The sequence below is a fragment of the Nostoc sp. TCL240-02 genome (assembly GCF_013343235.1).
Taxonomy (GTDB): Bacteria; Cyanobacteriota; Cyanobacteriia; order Cyanobacteriales; family Nostocaceae; genus Nostoc.
The window spans coordinates 1,019,486-1,038,124 of the sequence record NZ_CP040094.1 but is presented as its reverse complement, the minus strand read 5'-3'; the positions used below and the strand labels follow the sequence as shown (position 1 = coordinate 1,038,124).

13 protein-coding genes and 2 tRNA genes are annotated in these 18,639 nt (G+C 42.5%); 5 read left to right on the top strand and 10 right to left on the bottom strand.

Translation table 11 applies throughout. The annotated features are described in order from the left end of the window. The 7 genes from FBB35_RS04630 to FBB35_RS04600 form a co-directional block, all read right to left on the bottom strand. On the bottom strand, positions 1-2,607 hold the full coding sequence (locus tag FBB35_RS04630; protein WP_174708667.1) for an ATP-binding protein: 2,607 nt from the start codon (positions 2,605-2,607) through the stop codon (positions 1-3). 414 nt (positions 2,608-3,021) lie between these two features. Beyond that, positions 3,022-3,095 (bottom strand) — tRNA-Met (locus FBB35_RS04625). Positions 3,096-3,260: 165 nt separating this feature from the next. Continuing rightward, positions 3,261-5,612, bottom strand: a complete 2,352-nt coding sequence (locus tag FBB35_RS04620; RefSeq protein ID WP_174708666.1) for a peptidoglycan DD-metalloendopeptidase family protein — start codon at positions 5,610-5,612, stop codon at positions 3,261-3,263. Positions 5,613-6,403: 791 nt separating this feature from the next. Beyond that, on the bottom strand, positions 6,404-6,865 hold the full coding sequence (locus FBB35_RS04615; protein WP_174708665.1) for a tRNA (cytidine(34)-2'-O)-methyltransferase: 462 nt from the start codon (positions 6,863-6,865) through the stop codon (positions 6,404-6,406). 476 nt (positions 6,866-7,341) lie between these two features. Beyond that, positions 7,342-8,481: a glutamate--cysteine ligase gene (gshA, locus tag FBB35_RS04610; RefSeq protein ID WP_174708664.1), complete on the bottom strand. Its 1,140-nt coding sequence runs from the start codon at positions 8,479-8,481 to the stop codon at positions 7,342-7,344. 287 nt (positions 8,482-8,768) lie between these two features. Next, positions 8,769-9,071: a hypothetical protein gene (locus tag FBB35_RS04605; RefSeq protein WP_174708663.1), complete on the bottom strand. Its 303-nt coding sequence runs from the start codon at positions 9,069-9,071 to the stop codon at positions 8,769-8,771. 496 nt (positions 9,072-9,567) lie between these two features. Further along, positions 9,568-11,295 (bottom strand): S8 family peptidase, encoded by a 1,728-nt coding sequence (locus FBB35_RS04600; protein WP_174708662.1) that lies wholly within the window; start codon positions 11,293-11,295, stop codon positions 9,568-9,570. 663 nt (positions 11,296-11,958) lie between these two features. Between FBB35_RS04600 and FBB35_RS04595 the strand changes: the two genes are divergently transcribed. Continuing rightward, a complete protein-coding gene (locus FBB35_RS04595) occupies positions 11,959-13,413 on the top strand; it encodes a glycoside hydrolase family 13 protein (RefSeq protein WP_174708661.1) in 1,455 nt (484 codons plus the stop codon). A 109-nt stretch (positions 13,414-13,522) separates the two neighbouring features. Here FBB35_RS04595 and FBB35_RS04590 read toward each other — a convergent pair whose 3' ends face one another. Beyond that, the gene (locus FBB35_RS04590; protein ID WP_174708660.1) at positions 13,523-13,942 is read right to left on the bottom strand and encodes a fasciclin domain-containing protein; all 420 of its coding nucleotides are present in this window, start codon (positions 13,940-13,942) and stop codon (positions 13,523-13,525) included. 159 nt (positions 13,943-14,101) lie between these two features. On the opposite strand from FBB35_RS04590, the gene FBB35_RS04585 reads away from it, so the two are divergent. From FBB35_RS04585 to FBB35_RS04570, 4 genes are all read left to right on the top strand, one after another. Beyond that, positions 14,102-14,338, top strand: a complete 237-nt coding sequence (locus FBB35_RS04585) for a DNA-directed RNA polymerase subunit omega (RefSeq protein ID WP_012412301.1) — start codon at positions 14,102-14,104, stop codon at positions 14,336-14,338. A gap of 23 nt (positions 14,339-14,361) precedes the next feature. Continuing rightward, positions 14,362-14,970, top strand: a complete 609-nt coding sequence (locus tag FBB35_RS04580; protein ID WP_174708659.1) for a hypothetical protein — start codon at positions 14,362-14,364, stop codon at positions 14,968-14,970. Between the two features lie 71 nt (positions 14,971-15,041). Beyond that, a complete protein-coding gene (locus FBB35_RS04575; RefSeq protein ID WP_174708658.1) occupies positions 15,042-15,407 on the top strand; it encodes a DUF1818 family protein in 366 nt (121 codons plus the stop codon). Between the two features lie 50 nt (positions 15,408-15,457). Continuing rightward, positions 15,458-15,531, top strand: a tRNA-Pro gene (locus tag FBB35_RS04570). Between the two features lie 256 nt (positions 15,532-15,787). Here the strand turns inward: FBB35_RS04570 and FBB35_RS04565 are convergent. After that, positions 15,788-16,537, bottom strand: coding sequence for a transposase family protein (locus FBB35_RS04565; protein WP_368041821.1), 750 nt, complete (start codon positions 16,535-16,537; stop codon positions 15,788-15,790). Positions 16,538-16,894: 357 nt separating this feature from the next. After that, entirely contained in the window at positions 16,895-18,376 is a 1,482-nt protein-coding gene (locus FBB35_RS04560) for a site-2 protease family protein (protein ID WP_174708656.1), read from the bottom strand. Between the last annotated feature and the right edge of the window lie 263 nt (positions 18,377-18,639).

The following is an 18,639-nucleotide window of genomic DNA, read 5'->3' as shown; positions in this document are numbered from 1 at the left end:
TTATCCCTTTAGTTCGCCTTGAATGGCTGGAATCACATACTCCTGCAAACCCGTTTTACGGACAACTTCAGATGGTTCTGCTACTAGCAAATCCTCAACCGTTTTATATTGCTTCATCAAGCTGGCAATTTCATTCGACTCCAACCGAGTGCGGCGCAATCCCTCCAATAATGTCCGCGACAGAAACCGCTTTTGGCGCTGTCCCAAAAGGGCATTAATGCCATCGTGAACAATCCGCCCATCTCGTTCAAAGGCATTGCGAATCGCCATTTCTAGGGTTTCTACAGGATCTGCAATCGAACTATAAGGCACAAACAGTTTTTCCTTTAAATCTGCTGGCACATCTTTGCGGGCATCCTGACTGCGGAGCGAAAAAATCGGACGGCTATCATCGGGTAACATTACCGCCCCCAATTCAAACATCACATTGGGGTTTAAATCGCTAATTTCGGCAATAAAACCGTGAGCGCGGAGCATGTGTTCTCGTACATTTTCTAGTAACCCAGATTTATAGGTATAGTCCCGCGCTAACTGTACCTCAAAGCAATAAGGCGATCGCTCAAACACCAGCCGCACCGCTTCTTCTAGTGGTTTGTATTCATCGCTAAAGGGCGTAATCATAAAAATTAAAACATGATCGGGGCGTTTTGCCGTTGTCTCTACTTGTTGTTTCTGAAGTTCAATTTTCTGGCGGCGTTCTGCTTCTAACTCTTTCTCTAACTCTAATGTTTCGGTTTGATGCTCAATTAACCTGTTAAACAAGCGAACAAACTGGCCGTGCATTACTTCAGCATTGTACTGATTGAGCAAATTGTGGGAATAAAGAATGGCACTGTTATAAACCCCCATCATTACTTCTTGTACTAAATCGCTGCGACGCTCTATATTTCCTAATTTTTGAATTAGTGGATTGTTAGCATTGAGAGAAAGATGAATTGGACGACGTTGGTTTTGCTTCAGCGCTTCTTCCGCTACGTCTTCCATCCCTTCCATAAACCAAGGTTGCGTAACCAAATGGCGGAGTTTTTCTTCTGCCTCCGTTTCAGGAGAAACAATAATTACTGATGGCAATTCTTTAGGTTCAAAACGGCGCATCCGTACTAGTACATTAGTTAATCCTGATAGCCGCAAACCCCTCTCTAGGTCAAGTTCCAACTGCCTAAACTTTTCTGCTTCTGTTGTTTCTAATCGTTGGAATAATTCTTCATCGTCTGTTGCATCCAACCGCTCAATATGTACAGTCCGATGGTGGTGTTTGCCATACTTGATCAATAGTTCTTCTTCAAATCTACCACCAGCGTTAATAACCAACCAACCACGAGCATCTGCCAATTTATAAAATTGTGCCGCCGCTCCCATATAAGCAAAATAGTAAATTGGCGCTTTATTATCTCTAGAACGATTTTTAGTTAAATAGTCTTGCAACGACATGAGGCCATTATTAGTTTTGGCATTAGTTTGAAACAATAACAATTCCGCCACCTGCTCAAAAAAGTCATCATGGAAATATGCCATTCCCTTCAGGTGATAGTGATGCCAAATATTAATCTGTTTAAACTTATTCGGCTCTTTTTGCGCTAAGTAAGCTAACCGTTCGACAATTAATTCTCCTAGTCGTTTTTGCAGAAATTCAAAAGCGGGATTATTACGTTGAATATTATCTCTAGCTGCGGTAGGCTGCAAGTCGGGGCTATCAATTATCCCGCGAATAAACTTTGCCCAAGGCGGTAATATAGTGTTGTCACCTGCCCGAATAAACATCCGCCGCACAAAGATATCAACGACCCCGGTAGAATTGAAATCAGCTATACGGCTGTCAGAGATATAAAGTACGCCCCTAGCCTGAAATGGTTCATTAATTTCAACAGGAATTAAATCTAACGCATTATCAGGATAGCGCCGATTTATAAACATTTTATAAGTGACTTCTTTCTCCGCTTGAGAAGGCCAATGTTCTCGATACCAGGGTGCAAGGACTGTATTGACTGGCCCTTTTCCGTTCAAATTAATCGGAAACTGAACGAAATCGCAGTATTTAACAATTGCCTCCCGCAACCGTTTTTCATCCAGCATAAAAGTATATTCTGGGTTGATAAAGACAATAATCTCTGAGCCAGTTTCCTGACGATTATCGGCATAAAGTATGCAGTCTGTCGAACCCGTATTGTGCCATGCAAAAGCCTGCTCTTCCCCTAGTTTCCGCGTCTGCACCACAACCTTTTCTGCGACTACGAACGCCGACAGCATCCCAATCCCAAATTGCCCAATCAGATTATAGGCAGCCGCTCTGCCATCCTCTTTGAGTTTTTGCCGTGCCGTCCCCGTCCCCGTAGACCCAATCACCGACAGAAAATCTTTAATATCCTGCCGATCCATACCAATGCCATTATCTCGGAAAATAATCTGGCGGTTGCTAGTATCTAACTCGACATCAATCCGTCCGGCGAAATTTGGTTCTACTTCTTGTCGCCTTACAATACTATCGTGGGCATTTTGAATCAGTTCACGGACAAATACATCTGGTTCTGGATAAAGACTTTTAGCGAGTAGCTGGATGAGACCCTCAAAATTGGTCTCCATCTTGAATTGTTCTAAGGGTTCAACCATTGCACCTTACTCACTAAGCTAATTTTGCGGCACTACTAAACATGGTTATGGTAGTTGCCAAAATACGCAGGTTTATAGAGCTAATGTAACTTAACTAACCATGCTTTAGCATTTTTAGCTGGTTAACGCTCTATTTACTAAGTTTATTTAGTGTGTAATTCAGGAATTGGTGGCTGAAGATGAAAATAGAGTAAATGAAGGGTGATGGCGATCTCAACTCAAACCCTGCTCAGAGTTACATGGTTTTGGCTCTAAAAGTTGGTGTCGTACCACAATAATCCGCCACATTAAATAAATATTGCTGAGTCTTTAGTATCAGAGGTAGCTTTTAAATTTAGAGTAAAAACTGCGTTCGGCAGAGCCATGAAAGTTTTTCAAAACTTACTTATAGCTCACTACTTATAATTTTTAAAGTGGCTCAGGTTGGAATTGAACCAACGACCTCAGGCTTATGAGTCCCGCGCTCTAACCAACTGAGCTACTGAGCCATATATTCAAATCATAAACTAGTATAGCATACAAATTTGCTCAACACTAGGATTTTTGCAATTTTCTTACAGCTTTCATCCCTATTGAGGTCAGAGAAAGCAAATGAGGGAGTTTAACTCCCTCAACAAAACAAGGCAATGATTTAGTTACAGATAGCCAAGAAATTATATGCGATCCGGTAACATAGCGATTGGGTTAACAGCACCCTTACCTGATGGATGGATTTCAAAGTGGGTGTGTGGGCCAGTACTGTGACCAGTGCTGCCCATTAAAGCAATTGTTTCTCCTTGATGTACCTGCTGACCAGGTTGCACTAGAATCTTGCTGTTATGAGCATAACGAGTCGTGCTGCCATCAGGATGGCGAACTTCGACAAGGTTGCCGTAGCCACCGTTGTTCCAGCCTGCTTTTTCTATCGTCCCCTCAGCTGAGGCAACAACTGGCGTGCCAGTGGAGTTAGCAACGTCAATTCCTTTGTGCATTCTACCCCAGCGCCAGCCATAACCAGAGGTAAGGGTACCTTTTGCCGGCCATGTGTAAGCTACGGTTGAAGAAGATGGAGGGGATGAGGAAGAAGGAGGAGGTATAAGTTCGTCAACGGGTCTGGGCAGATATTGATCCACTGCTGCCAAAGGCGGTAATATCTGTGGAGTAACTGTTGTTCCCCGCATCTTTCCTAAGGAGTCAGAGGCATTTACTCTTCCAGAAGGGGTTGCAATTCTTGTAGGAGATTGAGTGCGAGCAGGAGTCCACTGACTAGCAGAACCGAGATTGGGCAAGAATTCTGGGTTTACTGGTTCGTTAGGACGTACACTAGTACGGAATTGAGGCTTGATTGGTTGAGCGCTATAGGTAGCTCTAATAGGTGTAGGAACTGGAATTGGTATCGCTACACTATTTGGTCGAACAGCAGAGTTAGGTACGATAAAATTATTGGGAGTAGAAATAGGAGTGAGCATTGCAGCGTTATTAGTATCGCTAGCTGCTGGCACAACTAAATTACCAGACTGTTGAGCGCGGTATTTCTGCTGTAATCTCTGAATTTCCGCTTGCAAGCCGCGCAAACGGTCATTATTATTTCCACGTGCTACTCTATTTGCTGATGTTTTAGGCTGTTGTATTTCAGCAAAAGCTGTTGGCACTGGATCTTCACCACCAACACCATAAGACCTAGTAGGAGTGGTATGGCGTACTTCTAAGTCAGTGGCACTATTTGCCTGAACCTGATTGTTCGCAATTACCGATATAGGGACGGCAACGCTGCTGTTGTCGGCAATAGATGGTGATTGTGAAGTAGTTGGTAGATAGGAGTTGGCGCTACCAATGTTCATAGGAGAGGTAGCTACTTTTGGAGTTTTGCTGGACTCCACAAAAGTAGGTTGACTCGCTACAGCAGGTTGACTCGCTACAGTGGGTTGATTCGCTACTGTTACCTCAACTCGACCAGCAGGAATAATTAGTTTTTGACTAATTTTCAGTTCATTGGGATTGTTGAGGTTATTTACCTTAACTAGTTCTGATACTGAAGTATTGTATTTGCTGGCGATCGCTGCTAGTGTATCTCCAGGCTTAACTTCGTAGGCAGTTCGAGCCGAGGATGCAATAAGTGTTGGTGTAGCTGATACTGGTGCAATTGCACTCGCCTGATTCTTCTGTTTTAGCTTCGATATCAAGTTCGCTTTGCTTGCATCGTCAGAAGTATTCGGCTGGACTAATGCAGTTTTTTCAACTCCAGTCGTCGGCTGTGCCAAACCAATATCAGCTGGTGATGGGTTTTCAGTTTCCCCAGACTGTAACTGTGCCAGACTTTTTCTTAACCGATTAGATTTTTCTTGTAAGCGATTCAGTGCAAACTCTTGTTGTGCCTTAAGTTGTGCATTTATCTCACCGTTGACTGCACCAGATGTTGCCACTTTTTGTGGCTGGGCATTCGATAAAACATTCGTACTACCAACACCATCAGCACTATAGTCAGACAAATTATTGACTGTTGGGAAACTAGTCTCGGCTAATGTGTTGTTCAATCCCTGTGCCACTTGCGGCTTCAGGTTGGTGGAATTTTTATAACTGACTGTTGCTTGGGAAAATGTTTCTGATGCAGGAATTTGCAAAGAAATTCCATTTGCCGCGACTTGCCATTTAGCTTCAAGCCCAGGCACTTGTGAGACTGCCGTTGGTTCCACGATCACAGGATTTTCCGGCACGCTCGCTGATGAGACTGCTTGGGACTCCAGCTTTGTGGAGGCAAATTTCACTTCAGTGTCAGGAACAGCAGGAATTGAGGAGGAAGCCTTTTGGCTGCCTACTGGCACCGCTGCTTGGGCTTGATCGCTTTGTCGAGTCACCAAAAGGCTGGTTGCTCCCATAGAGATTGCCAAGCCAATCATGGCGGCTTTTGTCCGCACCCGGCGGTTAACTTTTGGATTCATCACATTTTGCAGTTCTACCGGGGCATCATCGCTGTTGGGGTTATTGTTCAACACAGCTTTTACTCTCTTTTTTAATGCTCGTTTCAAAGACGACCTCCTATGATCACTAGCGCTTAACTGACCTCGATTTTTCAGTTGGATACTAGTCAATGATTTAGATCACAACAAATGATAGATCAAGATCACATTCACCAGAGATGCTTACGCAAGATTAACCTGCTTCTCTGATTTAGACAAGTTTACATGTATTAGCAAAACTTAAAGTTTGCTGTGTTTACTTGTCCGAACCACTCCTAACACCACTTAGGACGTTTATAACTCTTTACCATTATCCGCGCTTGTCTTGCGTCAATCACGGGGACTAAACAAATGATTTGCCTAGTCTATAGTCGCTGCCGAAAAATAAATTGCTGCGACTTCTGGAAAAGTGATGCCCCCTGCTGTAGATATCTTCAAGATATTTCTAGCCCATCAGTCTTCTCAACACGAGACTTTACGTTGATTATTCCCTAAAAAACAACCGTATTAACTATCGTCTAATTTTAGGCTGCTTTTTGGAGTTCATCGAGCAAAAACAGCTCAAATACATGACATGACTGGATTTTAGCGCTTTTGTTCCCAATTTAGGATGCCTCAAATTCATCAAAATCTATCATTCAAATTTGGCATTATCTCAAGTTTTATATATAAATTTCTTATAATAACCTTCCTCTGTTTGTAAGTATCTTCCACTACAATTAGCGAATAAACCCAGGATTTGGTATATTCTTTTACATATTTTGCCGTAAACAAAAAAATCTTGCTGCCAAAATTCTCCAGTTTAGATAGATGTTTGTAGAGACAATAAGTAAATATACTTAGCCTGTGAAGGTAAGCAACTATTGTAGATAGCCTAACTGACGACGGGTTTCAAATAAGCCAATTGCCACACTTACTGACAAGTTCAAACTGCGAACCCCTGGTTGGCTCATGGGAATATACAGAGTAGCATCGCAATCTGACAAAATTGTTGGTGGTAAGCCCGTAGTTTCACTACCAAACAGTAGCCAATCATCGGTTTGATATTGAAAGCTCACGTAACTAAAATTACCACCAACGCTATAACCCAAGCATCTGCCTCCACGCTCTTGATGTACGGTTTTAAAGGCTTCTAGGGATTCGTGATAGTGCAGTTTGACATAAGGCCAGTAATCCAAACCGGCTCTTTTGAGGTAGCGATCGCTAATTTCAAACCCCAAGGGCCCTACCAAATGCAACTCTGTACCTGTTGCTGCACAGGTACGAGCGATATTACCTGTATTAGGAGGAATTTGTGGGTTAACTAGAACGACCTGGGGCATTGTCCGTATAATCTACGTATTGTATAAAACAATTTATCGTCAATGTTAAATCTACCAAAGGGTAGAGGCTATTCATAGGTTTTGTTAATAATAATCAAGCATCATCCATTGATTAGATTTTTAAAACAATAGCACAAACTCTCCCAGAGCAATCCCTGAGAGGATATTTGGCTAAAATTGGTAAATATTAAGTTTTATGTAGAAAGATTAATCACTTGTGTTTTTTAGGGATGGTAGTATCTCCAAAGAAATCTCCCATTGGGCATTGGGCACTTGTACTGAGCGAAGCCGTTGGCGCAGCCTCTCGTAGAGAAGTATTGGGCATGAATAAGAGACAAGGGAGACAAGGAAGAGGGGGGAGACAAGAGAGAGACTTGTTCAATTGTTCAATAATTCCCCCTTGTCCCCCTTGTCTCCCCAACCCCCTGCTCCCCTTGCCCCCTGCCCCTCTGCTCCCTGCTCCTCTGCCTCTTCAATTAAGCTAGTAGGGACGAACACAATTTGTCTTCGAGTTCGATTTCGCGTTCTTGGGTGGCGAGAATAGCCTGAGTGATGACGCGCTGGCTGTCAAAACCGACTGTGTGTAACTGCAACCACTGTTGAGCTTCATTGCCTTCGCGGAGAATTTTGTGCAATGGGGAAAGGAAACAGCTAAAGCCTCGTTGTTTAGCGATCGCCCAAACATCTTGGTACATTTGGGTAATCCAATCTCTGGCTAGGATGCTTCTACCATCTTGCCAATGCCTCAAATGAGCATCGAGACTATCAGCCGCCGCCGCCGCTTCGTTTTCAGCAGTCAGGGTGACGAGTTCTTCGTTAGAGAAAGTACTTTGAGTTAAAGGATCGATGTTGGGATTTTCGATTACTTGCAATAAACGCGCTTCTAATAAGGCAGTAATGGCTAGTAAGGCAATGGGATCTATGACTAAATCGCAAATTCGTAGTTCTAGGCGATTTAGATCATAAGGGCGGCGATCGCCATTTGGTCGCACCGATGTCCACAAATGCCGAACATTTTGCATGGTTCCGGCAACGAGTTGATCTTCCACCCACTGGATATGATCGGTGTGGCTGGCAAATAAAGGTACATGGCTAGGCGTTTGCGGAAATAGGCCCCAGCGAGTGGAGTGATAGCCAGTAGTTTTGCCATCTAGGAAGGGAGATGAGGCGCTGAGGGCAAGAAATAGAGGTGCTTCCATACGGATCACCCGACACGCCCGCATTAATACTTCTGGATCGCTGATGCCTATATTAATGTGGACGCTGGCGGTGACTACTTTTGTACCGTAGGTGTTCTCAATGTAGTCATGATAGGGATTTGCTGGATCGGAACGCCGAAAGCGATCGCTGCCACCCAACGATAAAGTACTTCCCGGTATCAAGGTGTAATCGCCCAAGTGATTGAGGTAGTTTCGCAACTCCCGCCGAGGACGCAGCAAGGCACACAATAAATTTTCGTAATTATGGGATGGTTGGGTTATGTATTCGACATTGCGGCTATCTGGCTCCCGCATAAATCCATCCAAGGCTGCAATAATTTTGTCGGAGAGACCGACGATTTCACCTTGAGGTGTGCCAGTATACATCTCGATCTCAAAGCCTTTTAATAAGACCACCTTGTTCTCCTCGGCTCTCTCTGCCTATAAATTGTATCGAATTAGACGCATCTTTAGGATCTATCTTTCAGTCAATCAAAGGTTAAGAATCATGTAATTAATAATTCATGCCAAGTTATGATGACAGATTTCTTGGCTGTTCTTCAAAAAATTCTTACTACTGAAATTACTGAAGGCTCGGCTGCAAGTAATCTGGAAATTGAGGTGAAGTGTAAGTTTCCAGAAAAAACAACCTAATTCACAGGAAATGCAAAAAATTATCTGCGTGGTGTAGGGTTAGACAATGCTCATTCAACACCCAACTTGCCTACATTTATTCTCCTATTAACCAAACGCAATTGCTGTGATCGCTTCAAATATTTTACCCAAGGTTCCTCGGACAAGTGGGAAATTGCATTGAGTGACAGTGTTGCCGTAAATATATCTCTTCCACTAGTAACACCACTGATGCCTAAATTTTCTAAAACAGCAGTTGCAGCAGAGTCTAAAATTGGTTCAGTATGGATGAAAACTTCTAAACTCGGTTCTTCTGGGTTTTGAACATTATTGAGCGCTGTAGCAAGGGCAGCATCTAGCTTTTGAAAATCCATGATTCAGTAAGTGGGTAAAAAGCAACCAATTCTTAACCTATCGTATAGCTAAGGTATCAAACTTGCGAGTTTTTGTTGCCTATCTCTGTATAGATTTAATGGGCGATTTCCTATGTCCAATTACAGATTAATTGCTGTTCTCTCTAGCTTTGAGGTTTATTAAGAGCCTGAATGCCCAGTATTCTTGTATATTAATTAGGACTTACGTAAAAGGACACGCTGTAGGGGCAATTCATGAATTGCTCCTACGGTAGAATCAGGGTTTTAGATATTGTTTACATAAGTCCTATTAATATTACATTCTTAGATACAAGTACCACTCAAAGTTACTCCGGGAAAATCAGTATCTAAAGCAGTTATTCGGATTTAAATTGCATCTGTTAAGTTAGCATTTTTTCAATTAGCGCTGTTTAATTTAGTAGCCGTATAATTTTCAAGAGATGCGAATATATTTATTGTGTTAAAGGTGTTAAATATATTGCATCTCTGAGGCTAATTACAGATTTAAAGCGTTAATCACTCCATAACCCCATTTTTCATCAAATGTCCCTGCGGGTTTTCCAGGAATTGCACTATTTTTACGTAGCAAGTCTTTCACAGCAGTCGGATCGAGATTGGGATCTCGCTGCAATAATAATGCTACTAACCCACTAACAAATGGTGTCGCCATACTCGTACCAGCCTGTACCACAAACTTGGAATTAATCATCGATGAACGGTCAAAATTTGCATCGGCAGAAAGTGTGGAAATAATCATTGCTCCTGGTGCTGCTACATCCGGCTTATGTCCATCATTTCGGAGTGGACCTTCACTACTGAATTCCGAAATAGTGTGCAATTCTAAGCCCATTTCTCGCACTTGGTTATCAATATCTGTGTACTTGGTTTTAGTAGTATAGGCGGCAACTGTAATTGCACTGCTGGCGGCTCCTGGGGAACCAATTTTTAGCGCATCTTTGACACTTTTACCAGTAAAGAATACTGACGAAGTGTCATCTAATGTCCATACATCTAAACGTGTGTCAGTTGCAGAACTGTTGCGAACTCGCAGTTGCCAAACACCTCCCATAACTGGCGAGGGGCCAATACCCCGGATTTGTACAAAGAAATTATGGTCGCCATTGGCTTTATCTGGCGCTGGTGTCGCTAATTGCACCCTTGCATCTGGTAACTGGTAATCTTGTGCGGCATTACCGTCAGTAATTATTTTTTGGAATGGGGTGACAAAACCGTTAGGACTCCGCACAGACACTTCTAATTCGCTGTCTTTGGAATACCAAGCATTTAACCAAACTATGCCTATTTGATTCAAAGGAACATTAAAGCGCATACCACGAGTGCGTCCACTGGGTATTGTCGCTTGTCCATGAATGTTATCGTTTCCTTCGTTACCGGCAGCACAGCAAACTATTTTTCCAGGGCCAGTTTCCGCATCAATAACTTTGGATAAGGAATCACTACCATCATGAGCATCAGCGTGTCCACCCAAGCTGAGATTCACCACGGCTGCGCGTCCTAACTCTCTAGCAATTCGGAAAATATAACGCACACCATCAGCAATATGGGCATCCTGTAAATCTGATCTGACCACAACTAATTCCGCTTCTGGCGCTACACCGCTATAGCTAGCATCAGCACCGACAGCAATGCCCGCAACGTGAGTACCATGACCACCAGTATCCTGAGAAATTGTCAGTTGCGCTCCCGTAAATTCCGCCCCATAGCCACCCTCTGTTACTCCTGGACCTGGCAGTGTTTGATCCCAAATGTGTAAAATTCGTCCAGCAAAAGCGGGGTGTTTCGGATCAATGCCACTGTCTACAATGCCGATGATTACTCCTTTACCAGTTAGTCCAGTTTTGTTCTGGAACTCCGGGAGTTTGACTGCTCCCATTGCAGTATCCATCCTCAAATGAAGTTTGCGTGATGGTTTGATGCGTTGGATAACATCTTCTTCAGACAAGACATCTAAACTTTCTATCGGTAAAAAAGCCGTCCGCACACTCCCAGAGTTTTGATTGACTTCAATGTTATATTGTGATAGGTAACTCAAGTCTGCATCAGGATCGCAATAGATAAAAACGACGCTCTTTGTTGGCTTGACTGGGCTTTTGTGGGCAATGATGCCAAGCGATCGCTTGTGTGTAACTAAAGCTTTATCTCCCTCATTTTGATAGTCTTGAAATGCCAACAGTAGTCCGGGAGAAAGTTTTTCGTGTCTCATTTTTACCTCAAATTCAATTTATTGGGTGAAAGCAAAGTAGTTTATTAGCATAAGTCGCTCTGGTATTAATGCAGACTATGCAGTTTTTTCGCCTTGATTATTTGATGCGACTATAGTTATCTATTTTTTTATAGATAACATCAAATAAGCTTAGGAGGCGGGAAGTAATTCCTAAGACAATTGCTAATTCATAACTCATATCCCTGAATTATGTCTCCTAATAGTGATTTCCTGTACTCATAAGACATCTTTGAACAGACGCATCTCAAAATTACCCAAGACTGAGCTAACAGGTAATTTTTATGGAGCTATTAAACTAATTCACTATCTGCCTAAATCATTACGGACAAAGTTAAAAAAATAAAATTAAGAATAATTAAGTAATAAATAAAAAAGATAAATTTAAGAAATATTAAATACTAACAATCTGTATACTAATATGCTTTGATTTCTGTGTGCAAAGCGCAATAGGCAATAGGCAAGAAGGCTCTTTGAATTGCACCTAGCTTCGCAAAAATCAGAGATGATTCCTGTAGCCAAAATAGTTAAATTGGTATAAATTCTTAATGAATACTGGCAAATTACAGATTCTCTATCATAAGTAAGAGTCATAAAGAAGCTAATATTTGCAACGATCGCTTCTAAAGATACAAAGAGTTATTCATGCAAATTCAAACACCAGACTGGGTAAAGCACGCGGTTTTCTACCAAATTTTCCCAGATCGTTTTGCCAGAAGCAAACAACAACGCAAACGGTTGTTGCACCAAGCCCGTTGGGAAGATTGGGACGCTATGCCTACACTCCAAGGTTATAAAGGCGGCGATTTATGGGGCATCATGGAGGATTTAGACTACATCCAAGATTTGGGGATTAACGCGATTTATTTCACACCTATCTTTCAATCCGCCAGTAATCACCGCTATCATACCCACGATTATTACCAAGTTGACCCGATGTTGGGAGGCAACGAAGCTTTTAAAGAATTGCTTGATGCAGCCCATCAACGGAATATCAAAGTCGTTCTAGATGGCGTGTTTAACCATTCCAGCCGTGGTTTTTTCTTCTTCCATGACGTTTTAGAAAATGGTCCCCATTCGCCTTGGGTGAATTGGTTCAAAATTGAAGGCTGGCCTCTAGCACCGTACACTGGTGATTTCCCTGCAAACTACATAGGTTGGGCGGGAAATCGCGCCTTGCCAGAATTTAACCACGACAATCCAGAAGTACGAGAATACATTATGGAAATTGCCGAATATTGGATTAAATTCGGCATCGACGGTTGGCGATTGGATGTACCATTTGAAATAAAGACTCCGGGTTTTTGGCAAGAATTCCGCGATCGCACTAAAGCCATCAATCCTGAAGCCTATATTGTGGGTGAAGTGTGGGGAGATTCCCGCCAATGGTTGGATGGAACGCAATTTGATGGCGTGATGAATTATTTATTTGCTGGGCCGACAATTGCCTTTGCAGCTGGCGATCGCGTAGTCTTAGAACAAGTCCAAAGCCGCGACTATCAACCCTATCCACCCTTATTTGCTGCCGAGTACGCCACCAAAATCCAAGAAGTACTGCAACTTTATCCTTGGGAAATTCAGCTAACTCAACTCAATTTGTTAGCAAGTCACGATACAGCCCGATTGATGACCATTGCAGGCGGTGATATAGCGAGTGTAGAATTATCGACTCTACTTTTACTAACCTTTCCTGGTGCCCCTAGTATTTACTATGGTGATGAAGTTGGCTTACCTGGTGGTATAGATCCAGATTCACGGCGTGGCTTTCCTTTAGAGGCTAACTGGAATCGAGAAATTTTCAACACTCATCGTCAATTAATTGCCCTCCGCCAAACTTACCCAGCCTTGCGTACAGGTGATTACCAAGTTTTATATGCTCAAGGACAACTTTATATTTTTGCACGAACTTTAGGGACAGAAGAATTGATAATTGCCGTCAACGCTGGCACAAGTTCGGCAACAGCCAATGCAGATGTTGTCAGTTTGCGTACTCAACCCAACAAGCTGCTATACGGTACTGCCGAAGTTGAATGGAATGCTGAACAGTTGTTATTAACTCTTCCCCCACGCAGTGGCTGCATCCTGGGGACTGGGGACTAGGGACTGGGGACTGGGGACTGGGGACTGGGGACTGGGGACTGGGGACTGGGGACTGGGGACTGGGAAGACTTTTCATTTTCCAATGCCCAATGCCCAATTCCCAATGGCCTTATCTCCCTGCCACCATTGCAGGCATCAATACCTCATCAATAATATGGATCACGCCATTGTCTGTCAAAATGTCTGTTTTGAGGACATTGGCGTTATTCACCTTAATTTTGCCATCGGCAGATTCAATGGCTACAATTGACCCCTCAAGCGTCTGTGCCTCATCAATTTGTACCAAATCGTCAGACCGAACATCCCCACTAGCGACATGATATGCCACAATTTTCTGGAGCTTGGGAATGTCTTTTAGTAGGGAATCTAAAGTTCCTTCTGGCAGCTTGGCAAAAGCTTCGTCAGTTGGTGCAAATAGTGTCAAAGAACCAGGACTCTTTAGAGTTTCTATGAGATTTGCAGCTTGAGCAGCTTTCACCAGGGTATTGAAGTTTCCCGCATTGATAGCAGTTTCCACAAGGTCAGCCATAAGGATGTGTGATTTTAGTCAGATAGTATTATAAGTAACTTATAAAATGACTAGAAGGCTCTTAGCCTCTATCAACAGAAAGGTTGCTGGCGATTAAATACACGGCAACAGATTTATCAGTACTGCTACACTGGGGAATGACCCCAAGAACCACTGATTATGCTAAAGCGTTCTAAGTTCGAGACAACTCAGTCTCAGATTATGCACCGAGCTGAGGAACTGATTAGTGCAGCCTCAAATCGTTACCGCATTACGGTTCAGGTGGCCAATCGTGCTAAACGTCGGCGTTATGAAGATTTTGAAAATAACGAAGATGCGATGATGAAGCCAGTGCTAAGAGCAATTATCGAAATGTCCGATGAATTGACTCAACCAGAGATTATTGGCGAACTATAAAAAAAGGCTTTAGAGAAGGCAGGATGAGCAAACATCAATCGTTCATTCAACCCCGAATCAAGCCCTGGCAAACACTCACTGCCTTAATGGTAGTGGGTGTAATTGCTTTGAGTTTAGGGGCGGGCAAATCAATATACACAAGTTTGTTTAGTATCCAACCTGCTTATGCTCAGAGAATCACACCTAGTGATGTTTGGCAGTTGGTATACCAGCAATTGCCAGATTTCCCACGCGAAAACAAGTATATCAGCAAAGAAAATGGGAAAGTTGACGAAAATAGCACTCTGGCAAATCGCCTGATTAGATATCACATTTATACCAAAGGGCGGGCCCCAATTTATCGCTTAGATTGGAAGCTGACTATAGCTGATTACCTGGGGGCGAATGAAATTATGTATGATACTACCTATCCAGGCAATGATTCACTACGGGAAAACCCTATGGAAGGCGATCGCAAAGCCATAACCCATCTCACCCGCAGTCAGCGAGATGCCTTATTACAAGTCTTAGTCAATATATTTAATCCTACTTCCCAAAATACCCTATCCCCCAACCCCAATACCGCACCTAATCCTGGTACATCAACTACCCCACAGCCACCCCAGCGAGGGGGTGCCGAACTACTTAGATAGTGGAAAATTTAGGAGTTATAAGTTGTAAATTCATAGCTCCTAACTTATAACTCCTCAGTTTTAACTAAAATATGGAACGCGTTGTAAAAACCGGATTTGGTTGGCGTATTGGCTGGAATCCCCATGCACCTGAATTTAAAGGTTTAGTCGGTACAGATGATTGGGCAATTGAGTTAACCGAAGCCGAGTTGAATGATTTTTGCCGTCTACTAGGACAGTTAGCAGACACCATGAAGCAACTCGCAACGGAATTAATGGAAGAGGAAAAAATTGCTTGTGAAGCCGAAAGCGATTTATTATGGATGGAGGTAGAAGGCTATCCTCATGATTACAGTCTGTGCTTCATTTTGAATACAGGTCGATGTGTAGAGGGTAAATGGAGTGCTTCTGCTGTTCCAGATTTACTGCAAGCTGCTGGAATGCTTAAAGTTTTTTAAATTAGCCTCTTGATTATCTTATAGTTTTGCTATATGATAGTAATTCTGACCGGGGCGTAGCGCAGCTTGGTAGCGCGCCACTTTGGGGTAGTGGAGGTCGTGGGTTCGAATCCCGCCGCTCCGATTGATGATAAGCCATGCCTGTTAATCTTTTAAAAAGATTGGCAGGTTTTTCAATAAAGTCTGCAAAGCGATCGCAAAATCTCTAACTACAACTAGACTTGTCCGAAAACTCCAAAGCCAGACTGTTCAAAGCTTTGAGGCAAAACTTTGATATTTGCGGAAAAACGCAGTAATAAGGCTTTGAGACAGTTACTGTTAGTTTAGAGGCATAAAATATCACTCCTATTTTTTGAGATTTTCCTAACTACTCTTAGTAGTTAAGTTGGCAAAATTAAGCTACCTATTCTTAATCTAACCAATCCACATACTGTGAAAATAATTTGTTCATAAGTATCGAGCTTTAATCGAAATCTTTGTGAAGCTATGCGAAATATTTTAAGTAATCGAATTAAATGTTCAATGAATATTCGATTATTAGATAAAGCCTTGTTTTCATCTTTTTGCTGTTGAGTTAATTCTCGCTTCGGTTTTCTTTTATGAGGAGTAGTGATGTTTTCGCCACCTTGAAACCCTTTATCACCTGAAAAAAGTTGAGATTTATCAAATTTGTGCTGAGATTGACGAAACAATTTTATATCTGCTGTTGGCCCAGGAACGCCTATCTCTACTTCTACAATATCCTTACCTTCTGGTATCCCAATCATTAAACTTTTTAATGTATGTTGCCTCTTCTTACCAGAAAAATATTTTTGTTGTTCCTTTTGGTCGGAATCCCTATATATTGGTTGTTCTAGACTATCGACTAATAGCCGAAAATTGGTTAATATTTCTTGAACAAATAGTAAATCACTCTCATTATTTGATACTTGTTCTAATAAACTAGCGGGTAAAATGTCTCGCAGGATTGGTATCCAGTAATGAAAAGTATCGTTAGCCTCTGTCTTCGATACCTCAAATAACATTCCTAATACAAGAAAAGTTGGCATCTGTCTTAGATAAAATAAGCACAAACATACTTGTTCGTCGGTTGATAACTTTTCGGGACGACCACCACCAGATGCATTCATTCTAATTTTCTGACTCTCCTGTTTAGTTTTGATGTCTTGGTGTCGTTTTATGGCGCAATTTAATAATGATTGTAGTTGCTTGTAACTAATCCCTAAAATTTGTTTTGTTCTGTGTGGATATTTCTCGATATAATCAAAAACCATAACTAATTCTGAAAAATGGTAAACGCTCAACTTAACGTTTTACCATTTTCTTTTCCTAAGTTAATATTTCGGACAAGTCTACTCATTAGACTTCTTGCAGAAGTGGGGAAAAGGTTAAAGGTATGGAATTTTACCTTCCCCTTTAACCTTTAACTTTTGCCCAACATCTTGCAAAAGTAGCTTTTGCAAGATGTCTATATTCTTAACTCAGCACTATCCTATTCCCAAACGCCCAGCCAAGCCGGGAGTTAGAGGTAAGAGTGTAGTAATCATTAAGAATAGAGCCAAAAGCCCCAAAGCGGCTCTAGCATCATCGGGTTCAGTGATTTCATTCAAGCTGGGGCGTTCTTGATCTCGTTGCAAGAAGAAAATCACGATCGCCCAGTACATGGCAATCATATTACCTAGAGACACTAACGCCAGTAAAATTAGAGTTGCGATCGTAGCGCGTCCTGCGGTTTTGCGTCCATAAATCGCCTGAACAACACGCCCACCATCTAGTTGTCCTGCGGGCATTAAGTTCAAAGCGGTAATAATTAACCCCAACCAACCAATTATCACTAGGGGATGAACACTTACCAGAGATGACTGCAACGCCGAACCCAAGACAACTCGCGCCAAACTTCCTACCAAAATCGACCCTTGGAAAAACTGATTTGGCAATTGAAATAAACTACCTGAGTGAGAAAGTAGTAAGCCTGTCACCAGCATTACCAAAGAAACGATACCACCTGCGGCTGGCCCTGCTAAGGCAATATCAAATAATACCTTGCGGTTGGGTAACAGAGATTCAAAGCGGGTAATTGCCCCAAAGGAACCAATTTGCACTGCGGGTAGAAAGAAAGGCCAGCTAAGACGGATTTGGTGGCGTTTAGCAAGTAACCAATGACCTATTTCGTGAGCCACTAAAATCGCAAATATCCCAGTACCTATAGGCAAAGCTTCTTGAAATCGCCCTGGATTGCCAAAGAAATCAAAATTCAGCAGTAATCCCGCAGCTTCTAGATTTGTGGCAATGGTTGCTATCAACAAAATGCCTGCAAAAGCTTTTTGCGATAACAACATCGGTCGGGGATCATTGCGACTCGGTAGGACAATTACTACTGGTTTGCCATCAGTGTTTTCCACTAAAAACAGGCGATATTGCTCGCCAAGGCGTTGCTGCAAACTTGCAGTTAGACGGTTGTGAACTTCTTCTGGTTCTCCCCGCAAATTGCCTTTGAAAATAGCTCCATCTTGATAGGCAATGGTTTCTGTGGCAAAAAACGTATCGATACCAAAGATACCTTTAATTGCATTCAAGTCCTCTTCGGGTATCGGCGGAATCTCTGGTTTCAGTTCTCCTACTGTTGGTTGTGGAGAATTGGCTTCAAGTAAGGAATCAGCAGCGAGTTTTTCTGTTGCACGTTGTTTGAGGATGGCATCTTGCCCAGCTGCGCGTAACTGTCTGCCCAAGTAGACGTACAATCCGGCGGATGTCACCATTAAGAACAATATACCCGCTATATTGATGTAAATCCCTGCGGCAAACAATCCAAAAAACAGGAGCCAGGGAGTCATCAACACCACCGACTGTAACCAGGCTAAGATTCCCAGTTTACCAAAAGGTCTGGCGCGATAAAAGCCCCAGCCCAAAATGCCTAAAGCTACCAGTAGGATTGCCGCTAGGATAGAAGTTTCTGATAAAGTAAACATCTCCAAACCTTTGCTATTGAGACTAAGCCAGAACAAGTCCGGTATTGCAGATACACTTATTAATGTATAACGCCGCCTGTCGTCTGCCAAAATTATGCGGCTTTGCGTAGGCGTAGCTCAACCCAGCGAAACAATCAAAGTGTCAGTTTGCTTGCCTTTAACAAGGAAATTTTGCTTCTTGTTAGATTTGAGAAACCTTAGAACTACCGGAAGCGACTAAAAATTATTTAGAGTGATATATTATTCTGCGATCGCTCTCTTAC

Bases quoted from the DNA above. Each gene is read 5' to 3' on its own strand.
- FBB35_RS04630 (WP_174708667.1), bottom strand. From the start codon at position 2,607: ATGGTTGAACCCTTAGAACAATTCAAGATGGAGACCAATTTTGAGGGT.
- FBB35_RS04615 (WP_174708665.1), bottom strand. From the start codon at position 6,865: ATGCCCCAGGTCGTTCTAGTTAACCCACAAATTCCTCCTAATACAGGT.
- FBB35_RS04605 (WP_174708663.1), bottom strand. From the start codon at position 9,071: ATGGATTTTCAAAAGCTAGATGCTGCCCTTGCTACAGCGCTCAATAAT.
- FBB35_RS04600 (WP_174708662.1), bottom strand. From the start codon at position 11,295: ATGAGACACGAAAAACTTTCTCCCGGACTACTGTTGGCATTTCAAGAC.
- FBB35_RS04595 (WP_174708661.1), top strand. From the start codon at position 11,959: ATGCAAATTCAAACACCAGACTGGGTAAAGCACGCGGTTTTCTACCAA.
- FBB35_RS04590 (WP_174708660.1), bottom strand. From the start codon at position 13,942: ATGGCTGACCTTGTGGAAACTGCTATCAATGCGGGAAACTTCAATACC.
- FBB35_RS04585 (WP_012412301.1), top strand. From the start codon at position 14,102: ATGCTAAAGCGTTCTAAGTTCGAGACAACTCAGTCTCAGATTATGCAC.
- FBB35_RS04580 (WP_174708659.1), top strand. From the start codon at position 14,362: ATGAGCAAACATCAATCGTTCATTCAACCCCGAATCAAGCCCTGGCAA.
- FBB35_RS04575 (WP_174708658.1), top strand. From the start codon at position 15,042: ATGGAACGCGTTGTAAAAACCGGATTTGGTTGGCGTATTGGCTGGAAT.
- FBB35_RS04565 (WP_368041821.1), bottom strand. From the start codon at position 16,537: ATGAATGCATCTGGTGGTGGTCGTCCCGAAAAGTTATCAACCGACGAA.
- FBB35_RS04560 (WP_174708656.1), bottom strand. From the start codon at position 18,376: ATGTTTACTTTATCAGAAACTTCTATCCTAGCGGCAATCCTACTGGTA.